This window comes from Streptomyces sp. NPDC051172 (assembly GCF_040682555.1).
In the GTDB taxonomy this organism is placed as follows: Bacteria; Actinomycetota; Actinomycetes; order Streptomycetales; family Streptomycetaceae; genus Streptomyces.
In genome coordinates this window covers 1-9,736 of sequence record NZ_JBFBBE010000208.1, presented here as the reverse complement: position 1 = coordinate 9,736, position 9,736 = coordinate 1, and the positions used below count along the sequence as shown (strand labels likewise).

At 70.7% G+C, this 9,736-nt stretch carries 11 protein-coding genes; all 11 read left to right on the top strand.

Annotated features, from left to right (window positions below; all coding sequences use genetic code 11):
• The coding region (locus AB0N07_RS48545) for a DHHA1 domain-containing protein (RefSeq protein ID WP_365847035.1) at positions 1-121 on the top strand (121 nt) is incomplete at its 5' end.
• A 2-nt stretch (positions 122-123) separates the two neighbouring features.
• Positions 124-588, top strand: coding sequence for a Holliday junction resolvase RuvX (gene ruvX / locus AB0N07_RS48540; protein WP_275774424.1), 465 nt, complete (start codon positions 124-126; stop codon positions 586-588).
• Positions 589-708: 120 nt separating this feature from the next.
• Positions 709-2,382: an endolytic transglycosylase MltG gene (gene mltG / locus AB0N07_RS48535; RefSeq protein ID WP_365847033.1), complete on the top strand. Its 1,674-nt coding sequence runs from the start codon at positions 709-711 to the stop codon at positions 2,380-2,382.
• Positions 2,382-3,197, top strand: a complete 816-nt coding sequence (locus AB0N07_RS48530; RefSeq protein WP_365847031.1) for a shikimate dehydrogenase — start codon at positions 2,382-2,384, stop codon at positions 3,195-3,197. Before mltG ends, AB0N07_RS48530 begins: the two co-directional genes overlap by 1 nt.
• A gap of 155 nt (positions 3,198-3,352) precedes the next feature.
• Complete coding sequence (gene aroC / locus AB0N07_RS48525; RefSeq protein ID WP_365847029.1) at positions 3,353-4,537, top strand: chorismate synthase; 1,185 nt, start codon at positions 3,353-3,355, stop codon at positions 4,535-4,537.
• Positions 4,534-5,049: a shikimate kinase gene (locus AB0N07_RS48520; protein ID WP_365847027.1), complete on the top strand. Its 516-nt coding sequence runs from the start codon at positions 4,534-4,536 to the stop codon at positions 5,047-5,049. Before aroC ends, AB0N07_RS48520 begins: the two co-directional genes overlap by 4 nt.
• Positions 5,046-6,137 carry a 3-dehydroquinate synthase gene (aroB, locus tag AB0N07_RS48515; RefSeq protein WP_365847025.1) on the top strand — a complete coding sequence of 364 codons (1,092 nt, stop codon included), beginning with the start codon at positions 5,046-5,048 and terminating at the stop codon, positions 6,135-6,137. Before AB0N07_RS48520 ends, aroB begins: the two co-directional genes overlap by 4 nt.
• A 265-nt stretch (positions 6,138-6,402) precedes the next feature.
• Positions 6,403-7,257 (top strand): Pro-rich N-terminal domain-containing protein, encoded by an 855-nt coding sequence (locus tag AB0N07_RS48510; RefSeq protein ID WP_365847023.1) that lies wholly within the window; start codon positions 6,403-6,405, stop codon positions 7,255-7,257.
• Positions 7,258-7,435: 178 nt separating this feature from the next.
• Complete coding sequence (locus AB0N07_RS48505) at positions 7,436-8,542, top strand: aminopeptidase P family protein (protein ID WP_365847021.1); 1,107 nt, start codon at positions 7,436-7,438, stop codon at positions 8,540-8,542.
• A 51-nt stretch (positions 8,543-8,593) separates the two neighbouring features.
• Positions 8,594-9,160, top strand: coding sequence for an elongation factor P (gene efp, locus AB0N07_RS48500; protein WP_020117452.1), 567 nt, complete (start codon positions 8,594-8,596; stop codon positions 9,158-9,160).
• 2 nt (positions 9,161-9,162) lie between these two features.
• A complete protein-coding gene (gene nusB, locus AB0N07_RS48495; protein WP_030946863.1) occupies positions 9,163-9,597 on the top strand; it encodes a transcription antitermination factor NusB in 435 nt (144 codons plus the stop codon).
• Positions 9,598-9,736: the final 139 nt, after the last annotated feature.

Sequence of the window (9,736 nt, the reverse complement as noted above, 5' to 3'; positions counted from 1 at the left end):
GACCCTCGGCGGCGGCGGTGGCGGCAAGCCGGACGTCGCCCAGGGCGGCGGCCAGAACCCCGCCGCCATCGGCGACGCCGTGGACGCCGTCGAGCGGCTGGTCACGGACACCGCGAAGTGACGATGCGCAGAGGCCGTCGACTCGCGATCGACGTCGGGGACGCCCGTATCGGGGTCGCCTCGTGCGACCCCGACGGGATCCTTGCCACCCCGGTGGAGACGGTCCCCGGCCGGGACATCCCGGCAGCCCACCGACGGCTCAAGCAACTCGTCGAGGAGTACGAGCCGATCGAGGTCGTCGTCGGCCTCCCTCGCTCCCTCAAGGGGGGCGAAGGCCCGGCGGCGGTAAAGGTTCGCGGCTTCGCGCAGGAGCTCGCGAAGGGCATCGCCCCCGTTCCGGTCCGGCTCGTGGACGAGCGGATGACCACGGTGACGGCCAGTCAGGGACTGCGCGCCTCGGGCGTGAAGTCGAAGAAGGGCCGCTCGGTCATCGACCAGGCAGCCGCTGTGATCATCCTCCAGCAGGCCCTCGAATCCGAACGGGTGTCAGGTAAAGCACCCGGCGAGGGCGTCGAAGTGGTCATCTGATCGCGATACGGTAACGTTCCGCGCGTCTGCGCCGCTGTTCGAACAGCGGCTGCACAGCAAGAGGCGGGACGAACCCGGCCGAAAGCCGCGTAACCGCCGCCTCGCGGCTCTAGGGGATCGATGACTGAGTATGGCCGGGGCCCAGGCTCCGAACCGTGGCATCCGGAGGACCCGTCATACGGGAACGACGGATGGGGCGGACAGCAGGCCCAGGCGGGCCCGCAGTCCCCCTACGGCGGCCAGCCACAGCACTATCCGCAGCAGCCGCAGCAGCAGCACTACGGTGACTGGGGCAACGGCGAACAGTCCGCTTACGGTCAGGCGCAGCAGTACCCGCAGCAGCAGCAGCACCCGCAGCAGTACCAGGGCTACGACCAGCAGTACTACGCAGGCCAGGGCCAGCAGCAGTCGTACGACCAGGGCAGCTGGGGCACCGGCACGCACACGCACGTCCAGTACACGGATCCCTCGGACCCGTATGCGCAGCAGGCCGTCGCGTACGGCGGCGACCAGCCCGACTACTACGGCACGCCCGACGCGTACCCGCCGCCCGAGCCGCCCAGCCGCAGGCAGGCCGAGCCCGAGCCGCAGACCGACTGGGACCCAGGTCCCGACCAGGGAGAACACGCCTTCTTCGCCGGCGGCGAGGATGACGAGGACGAGGACGACGAGCCCCGTTCCGGCCGTAAGGCCCGCGGTGGCAAGAAGCCGAAGAAGCGCCGCAGCGGCCTCGCCTGCCTCGTGCTGGTCGTGATCTTCGCCGGAGGCACCGCCGGGGTCGGCTACTTCGGCTACCACTTCTACAAGGATCGTTTCGGCCCGTCGCCGGACTACGCGGGCGACGGAAACGGTCAGAAGGTCATGGTCACCATCCCCAAGGGCGCAGGCGGCTATGTCATCGGGCAGAAGCTCAAGGAAGCAGGAGTCGTCGAGAGCGTCGACGCGTTCGTCTCCGCGCAGCAGTCGAACCCCGAGGGCAAGAAGATCCAGGACGGCGTCTACACGATGGAGAAGCACATGTCGGCCGCGAGCGCGGTCGAACTGATGCTCAGCCCGAAGAGCCGCAGCAACCTGGTCCTCGCCGAGGGCTTGCGCAACGTGTCGATCTACAAGCTGATCGACACGCGTCTAGGGGTGGCGGCCGGTACCACGGCCAAGGTCGCGCAGCAGGACTACAAGAACCTCGGCCTGCCCTCCTGGGCGCTGAACCACCCGAACGTGAAGGATCCGCTGGAAGGATTCCTCTACCCCTCCAGCTACGCGGTCAGCAAGGGCCAGAAGCCCGAGGCCGTCCTGAAGGACATGGTCACGCGGGCCAACGACAAGTACGAGGAACTCGGCCTCACGAAGAAGGCACAGAGCCTCGGCCTCGACAGCCCCTGGCAGCTGCTCACCGTGGCGAGCCTGGCGCAGGCCGAGGGCACCAGCCACGACGACTTCCGCAAGATGGCCGAGGTCGTCTACAACCGCCTCAAGCCGGGAAACCCCGAGACCTACGGCTCGCTCGAGTTCGACTCCACGTACAACTACATCAAGAACCAGACCAAGATCGACCTGAGCATCGCCGAGCTGCGGAAGTACAACAACCCGTACAACACGTACTACGTCAAGGGTCTGCCGCCCGGCCCGATCGACAACCCCGGCGAGCTGGCCCTCAGGGGGGCGCTCGACCCGACGCACGACGGCTGGTACTACTTCATCTCGTTGGACGGCAAGACCAGCAGGTTCACCAAGACGCTCGCCGAGCACAACAAGCTGGTCGACGAATTCAATGCGTCGAGGAAAAAGAACTGATGACTGCGACCCGAAGGGCGGCCGTGCTCGGCTCGCCCATCGCCCACTCCCTGTCCCCGCAGCTGCACAACGCGGGGTACCGGGCGCTCGGCCTGGACGACTGGTCGTACGACAGGTTCGAGATCGACGAGGCAGCGCTGCCCGGGTTCTTCGCGCAGCTCGGCCCGGAGTGGGCGGGGCTGTCGCTGACGATGCCGCTGAAGCGGGCGGTGATCCCGCTGCTCGACGAGATCACCGACACGGCGGCCTCGGTGGAGGCGGTCAACACCGTGGTGTTCCGGCCCGACGGGCGGAAGGTCGGCGACAACACCGACATCCCCGGCCTGGTGGCTGCACTGCACGAGCGGGGCGTGGAGAAGGCCGAGTCGGCGGCGATCCTGGGCGCCGGTGCCACCGCGTCCTCGGCCCTGGCCGCGCTCGCCCGGATCTGCACCGGCGAGGTCACCGTGTATGTGCGCAGCGAGCGGCGCGCGGACGAGATGCGGCAGTGGGGCGAACGGCTCGGCGTGCAGGTCCGCCCGGCCGACTGGAGCGATGCGGTACGGGCCTTCGAGGCGCCACTGGTGATCTCCACGACGCCGGCCGGCGGCACCGACGCGCTGGCCGGACAGGTGCCCGCACAGGTCGGCACCCTCTTCGACGTGCTCTACGAACCCTGGCCCACCCCTCTCGCCGCCGCCTGGCAGCAGCGGGGCGGGCAGGTGCTCAGCGGCCTCGACCTGCTGGTGCACCAGGCGGTCTTCCAGTTCCGCCAGTTCACCGGCGACCCGCGCTCCCCGCTCGCCGCCATGCGCGAAGCCGCACAGCTGGGCTGATCTGTCCGTTTGTCGGACTCGGCTCGGACCCGTTGCCCGGACGTGGGAGGATCGGGGGTGGCGGGCCAGGGCCGCGCACCTGGTCAAGCCGTCGCCGTACGCGAGGACGCGCGTACGCAGGGCAGTACCAGGGCGCGAGCAACTGAGGAGCACCGTTGAGCAGGTTGCGCTGGCTGACCGCGGGGGAGTCCCACGGTCCCGCACTCGTGGCGACGCTGGAGGGTCTTCCCGCCGGTGTGCCGATCACCACGGAGATGGTGGCGGACCACCTGGCCCGGCGCCGGCTCGGTTATGGACGCGGTGCGCGCATGAAGTTCGAGCGCGACGAGGTCACCTTCCTCGGTGGTGTACGGCACGGTCTGACCCTCGGTTCCCCGGTCGCGGTCATGGTGGGCAACACGGAGTGGCCCAAGTGGGAGCAGGTCATGGCGGCCGACCCGGTCGACCCGGAGATCCTGGCGGGGCTGGCCCGCAATGCCCCGCTGACGCGTCCGCGTCCCGGCCACGCCGACCTCGCGGGCATGCAGAAGTACGGCTTCGAGGAGGCCCGCCCGATCCTGGAGCGCGCCTCCGCGCGGGAGACGGCGGCTCGAGTGGCGCTGGGGGCGGTGGCCAGGTCGTACCTGAAGGAGACGGCGGGCATCGAGATCGTCTCGCATGTCGTCGAGTTGTGCTCGGTGAAGGCCCCGCAGGGCGTCTACCCGACGCCGGCCGATGTGGAGAGGCTGGACGCCGACCCGTTGCGCTGCCTGGACGCGGATGCGTCGAAGGCGATGGTGGCCGAGGTCGACCAGGCCCACAAGGACGGCGACACCCTGGGCGGTGTGGTCGAGATCCTGGCCTACGGCGTCCCCGTGGGCCTGGGCTCGCATGTGCACTGGGACCGCAAGCTGGACGCCCGGCTGGCCGGAGCCCTCATGGGCATCCAGGCGATCAAGGGTGTGGAGATCGGTGACGGGTTCGAGCTGGCGCGGGTGCCGGGCTCGAAGGCGCATGACGAGATCGTGGGCACGCCCGAGGGCATCAGGCGCACCTCCGGCCGCTCGGGTGGCACCGAGGGCGGCCTGACCACCGGTGAGCTGCTGCGCGTCCGCGCCGCGATGAAGCCCATCGCGACCGTCCCGCGGGCGCTGCAGACCGTGGACGTCACGACCGGCGAGGCGACCCAGGCCCACCACCAGCGCTCCGACGTCTCCGCGGTCCCGGCGGCGGGCATCGTGGCGGAGGCGATGGTGGCGCTGGTGCTGGCGGATGCGGTGGCGGAGAAGTTCGGCGGCGACTCGGTCACCGAGACCCGCCGCAATGTGCGGTCCTACCTCGACAACCTGGCCATCCGGTGAGTGCTGTGCAGGTGGTGCTGGTCGGTCCGATGGGTGTGGGCAAGTCCACCGTCGGGCGGTTGCTGGCCGAGCGGCTCGGGGTCGGCTACCGGGACACGGACGAGGACATCGTGGCGGCTGAGGGCCGTTCGATCGCGGAGATCTTCGTCGACGAGGGCGAGCCGGTCTTCCGGGCGATCGAGAAGGCCGCGGTGCACCGGGCGCTGGCCGAGCACGACGGCGTCCTCGCGCTGGGCGGCGGCTCGATCCTGGACGCCGACACCCGCGCCCTGCTGGCCGGACAGCGGGTCGTCTACCTCTCGATGGACGTCGAGGAGGCCGTCAAGCGCACCGGGCTGAACGCGGCCCGTCCGCTGCTCGCCGTCAACCCGCGCAAGCAGTGGCGCGAGCTGATGGAGGCCCGGCGGTCGCTGTACGAGGAGGTGGCCACGGCGGTCGTTGCCACGGACGGCCGCACACCCGAAGAAGTCACCCAAGTCGCCCTGGATGCACTGGAGTTGAAGGAAGCATGAGCGAGGCAGTCACCCGGATCCAGGTCGGCGGGAGCGCGGGCACCGACCCGTACGAGGTCCTGGTGGGGCGTCAACTGCTGGGCGAGCTGGGCGGGTTGATCGGCGACAAGGCCAAGCGGGTCGCCGTCGTCCACCCCGAGGCGCTCGCCGAGACCGGTGACGCACTCCGTGCCGACCTGGCCGGGCAGGGCTTCGAGGCGGTCGCCATCCAGGTGCCGAACGCGGAGGAGGCCAAGACCGCCGAGGTCGCCGCCTACTGCTGGAAGGCGCTCGGCCAGTCCGGGTTCACCCGCACCGACGTCATCGTCGGCGTCGGCGGCGGCGCCACCACCGACCTCGCCGGGTTCGTGGCCGCCACCTGGCTGCGCGGGGTGCGCTGGATCGCGATCCCGACCACGGTGCTGGCCATGGTGGACGCCGCGGTCGGCGGCAAGACCGGCATCAACACCGCCGAGGGCAAGAACCTCGTCGGCGCCTTCCACCCGCCCGCCGGTGTGCTGTGCGACCTGGCGGCCCTGGACTCCCTCCCGGTCAACGACTACGTCTCCGGACTCGCCGAGATCATCAAGGCCGGCTTCATCGCCGACCCGGCCATCCTGGAGCTGATCGAGGCCGATCCGCAGGCCGCGCGGACCCCGGCGGGCCCGCACACCGCCGAGCTCATCGAGCGCTCCATCAGGGTCAAGGCCGAGGTCGTCTCGTCCGACCTGAAGGAGGCGGGCCTCAGGGAGATCCTCAACTACGGGCACACCCTGGGCCATGCCATCGAGAAGAACGAGCGCTACAAGTGGCGGCACGGTGCCGCGGTCTCGGTCGGCATGCACTTCGCCGCCGAACTCGGCCGTCTGGCAGGGAGGTTGGACGACGCCACGGCCGACCGGCACCGCACGGTCCTCGAATCCGTCGGCCTTCCCCTCCACTACCGCTACGACCAGTGGCCCAAGCTGCTGGAGACGATGAAGGTCGACAAGAAGTCCCGCGGCGACCTGCTGCGCTTCATCGTCCTGGACGGCCTGGCCAAGCCGACCGTCCTGGAAAGCCCCGACCCGGCCGTCCTGCTGGCCGCGTACGGCGAAGTGGGCGAGTAGGTCCGTCTGAGTGTCGTCCGTCCGATTCGCCTTACGGACATGGGCACTTCGGGCCGTCCCCGGCCGTTCACCAAACGGCGGCCGGGGCAGGTACCGTTCGGTAGGGAGCGGGCCTCGGGCCCTGCTGCCAGCGCCAATTGCCTGCGGTGAGTGAGCCGAAGGGGCGCGCCGGTGTCGGGAGGTCGAGCACGGTCGGGCTCTCGCGACCGGCTGCAGCGCCCCGGAGGTGAACCGAGCCCAAGAGAACGAGACGGAGTGGCACCGGATGCAGCACGCAGTGGGTTCTCCGCTGCCGCCGCCCCATCAGCCGGGGCACGGACCGGCCGGAGGCTGGTCGCCGGCCGCGCACCAGGGGCCGCACCAGGCAGGCCCGCAGCAGGGCTCCGTCCCCGTGCCCCCGCCGCCCCCGGCACCGGGCTACCCCCGAGCGCCCTCACCCCCGGTCCCGCCCGCACCGCAGCACGCCCCGGCCCCGGACACCACCGGCCATGTCCCGCTGCCACCCGGTGGCCCCGTCGCCATGCCCAGCGCGCCGCCCGCCACCAGCGCGCCCGACCCCACCGCCACGACCCTCGCGGTGCTGCTCATCGGCCCCGCGGGCGCCGGCAAGACGAGCGTCGCCAAGTACTGGGCGGACCACCGCCGGGTTCCCACCGCCCACATCAGCCTCGACGACGTACGCGAATGGGTCCGCTCCGGCTTCGCCGACCCGCAGTCGGGGTGGAACGACCACTCGGAGGCCCAGTACCGCCTGGCCCGCCGCACCTGCGGCTTCGCCGCCCGGAACTTCCTGGCCAACGGCATCTCCTGCATCCTCGACGACGCCGTCTTCCCCGACCGCCCGGTCGTCGGCCTCGGCGGCTGGAAGCGCCACGTGGGCCCCGGCCTCCTCCCGGTCGTCCTCCTCCCCGGCCTGGAGATCGTCCTGGAACGCAACGCGGAACGCTCCGGCAACCGCCGCCTCACCGACGAGGAGGTCGCCCGCATCCACGGCCGTATGGCGGGCTGGTACGGCTCGGGCCTCCCGATCATCGACAACTCCCAATTGGACGTCCCCCAGACGGCGAGGGTCCTGGACGACGTACTGGCACGTTCGATCGCAAGCCCCCCGAACTGGTGACCGCGGGGGGCCCGCAGCCTTTCCAGGGGCGGGGGGCTGTATCGATATGCGGCTCCGCCGGGTGGGCGCGACCAGCCCCCCACTCGGCCGCGGACGGCGAACAACCGTTGAGGCATCCCCCGTCCCCCAATCGGCACCCCAACCGGCACAAATCCCCCACCGCTCCTACGCTCATCTCATGTCAGAGGTGTACGCACTCCGCCGAGCAAGGCTGCGAGACCGCTGCAAGGCCGGCGGCAGCCAGGCCGCGCTGATCTCGCGGCCCGCCAATGTCCGCTACCTCGCGGGCACCGCCCCGCGGGGCGCCGTCCTGCTCCTGGGCAAGACCGACGATCTGCTGCTCTGCGCCGGCCCGCCGGACGACCGGCCCGCCGAGGGCCGGCCCGACGAGGCGCTGCGCGTGCAGGCACTGCCCGGCAGCGCGGGCGATCCCGCGGTGGCCGCCGCCGACCTCGCCGAGGCCCAGCGCGCCGACACCCTCGCCGTGGAGGAACACCACCTCACGGTGGCGCGGCACCGGGAGATCCGCTCGGTCGTCCCGCGCCTGCGCCTGACCGACCTCGGCGGAGCCGTGGAGCAGCTCAGGGTCGTCAAGGACGAGGAGGAGATCTCCTGCCTCCGTATCGGCGCCGAAATCGCCGATCAGGCCCTCGGTGAACTCCTGGAGTCCATCCTCGTCGGCCGCACGGAACGGCATCTCGCCCTGGAGCTGGAGCGGCGACTCGTCGACCACGGCGCCGACGGGCCCGCCTTCGCGACCTCCGTCGCCACGGGCCCCAACGCCGGCAGACGCGCCCACCGGCCCACCGACCGCCGTGTCGAGGAGGGCGACTTCCTCTCCGTCTGTCTGGGCGCCGCCTACCGCGGCTACCGCTGCGAGATCGGTCGCACCTTCGTCATCGGCACGTCTCCCGCGGACTGGCAGATCGAGCTGTACGACCTCGTCTTCGCCGCCCAGCGCGCCGGACGGGAGTCGCTGGTGCCCGGCGCGGCCTGCCGCGATGTGGACCGCGCCGCACGTCAGGTGCTGGATTCCGCGGGGTACGCGGAGGGGCTCCCGGCCCTGACGGGGCACGGCGTGGGGCTCGAAATCGACGAGGACCCGCAGCTGGCCCCTGCGGCCATGGGTAAACTGGACGCTTGCGTGCCGGTCACCGTCGAACCGGGGGTCCACCTCCCGGGCCGGGGCGGCGTCCGGATCGATGACACGCTCGTCGTCCGCCCCGAGGCGGACGGCGGACCCGAGCTACTCACCATCACGACCAAGGAGCTGCTCGCACTCTAGGCAGGTGCGTGCGCCGGGGTCGTCCACGTCAGTCCAGGAGATTCCGCAACCGTGGCTTCCACGAACGACCTCAAGAACGGCCTGGTGCTCAAGCTCGAAGGCGGCCAGCTCTGGTCCGTCGTCGAGTTCCAGCACGTCAAGCCCGGCAAGGGCCCGGCCTTCGTGCGCACCAAGCTGAAGAACGTGCTCTCCGGCAAGGTCGTCGACAAGACGTTCAACGCCGGCGTCAAGGTCGAGACGGCCACTGTCGACAAGCGCGACATGCAGTTCTCGTACATGGACGGCGAGTACTTCGTCTTCATGGACATGGAGACCTACGACCAGCTCATGGTCGACCGCAAGGCTGTCGGCGACGCCGCCAACTTCCTCATCGAGGGCTTCACGGCCACCGTCGCGCAGCACGAGGGCGAGGTGCTCTTCGTGGAGCTCCCCGCCGCCGTCGAGCTCGTCGTCCAGGAGACCGAGCCGGGCCTGCAGGGCGACCGCTCCACCGGCGGCACCAAGCCCGCCACGCTGGAGACCGGCCACCAGATCCAGGTCCCGCTCTTCATCACCACCGGTGAGAAGATCAAGGTCGACACCCGTACGAGCGACTACCTCGGCCGGGTGAACAGCTAACCGTGGCTGCCCGCAACACGGCCCGCAAGCGCGCCTTCCAGATCCTCTTCGAGGGCGACCAGCGCGGCGCCGACGTCCTGACGGTCCTCGCGGACTGGATCCGGCTGTCCCGGGACGACACCCGGCAGCCGCCGGTCAGCGAGTACACGATGCAGCTGGTCGAGGGCTACGCGAAGCACGCGAAGCGCATCGACGAGCTGATCGCGCAGTACTCGGTCGGCTGGACGCTCGACCGGATGCCGGTCGTCGACCGCAACGTCCTGCGTCTCGGCGCCTACGAGCTGATCTGGGCCGACGAGATCCCGGACGCCGTCGTGCTGGACGAGATGGTGCAGCTGGCGAAGGAATTCTCCACGGACGAGTCGCCCGCGTTCGTCAACGGCCTGCTGGGCCGGCTCAAGGAGCTGAAGCCCTCACTGCGCCGCGACGAGGCGTAACGATCCCGGATCGTAAGAGGCAGGCATCGCCAGGGGGCCCGCAGCGCGACTGCTGCGGGCCCCCTGGCCTTCCCGTACCTGCGTGGCCCTCGAAGGCCGCAGAAAGCCGCCGGGGTGGCCGGAACTACACGGTTCCGGC

Bases quoted from the DNA above. Each gene is read 5' to 3' on its own strand.
- ruvX (WP_275774424.1), top strand. From the start codon at position 124: ATGCGCAGAGGCCGTCGACTCGCGATCGACGTCGGGGACGCCCGTATC.
- mltG (WP_365847033.1), top strand. From the start codon at position 709: ATGACTGAGTATGGCCGGGGCCCAGGCTCCGAACCGTGGCATCCGGAG.
- AB0N07_RS48530 (WP_365847031.1), top strand. From the start codon at position 2,382: ATGACTGCGACCCGAAGGGCGGCCGTGCTCGGCTCGCCCATCGCCCAC.
- aroB (WP_365847025.1), top strand. From the start codon at position 5,046: ATGAGCGAGGCAGTCACCCGGATCCAGGTCGGCGGGAGCGCGGGCACC.
- AB0N07_RS48510 (WP_365847023.1), top strand. From the start codon at position 6,403: ATGCAGCACGCAGTGGGTTCTCCGCTGCCGCCGCCCCATCAGCCGGGG.
- AB0N07_RS48505 (WP_365847021.1), top strand. From the start codon at position 7,436: ATGTCAGAGGTGTACGCACTCCGCCGAGCAAGGCTGCGAGACCGCTGC.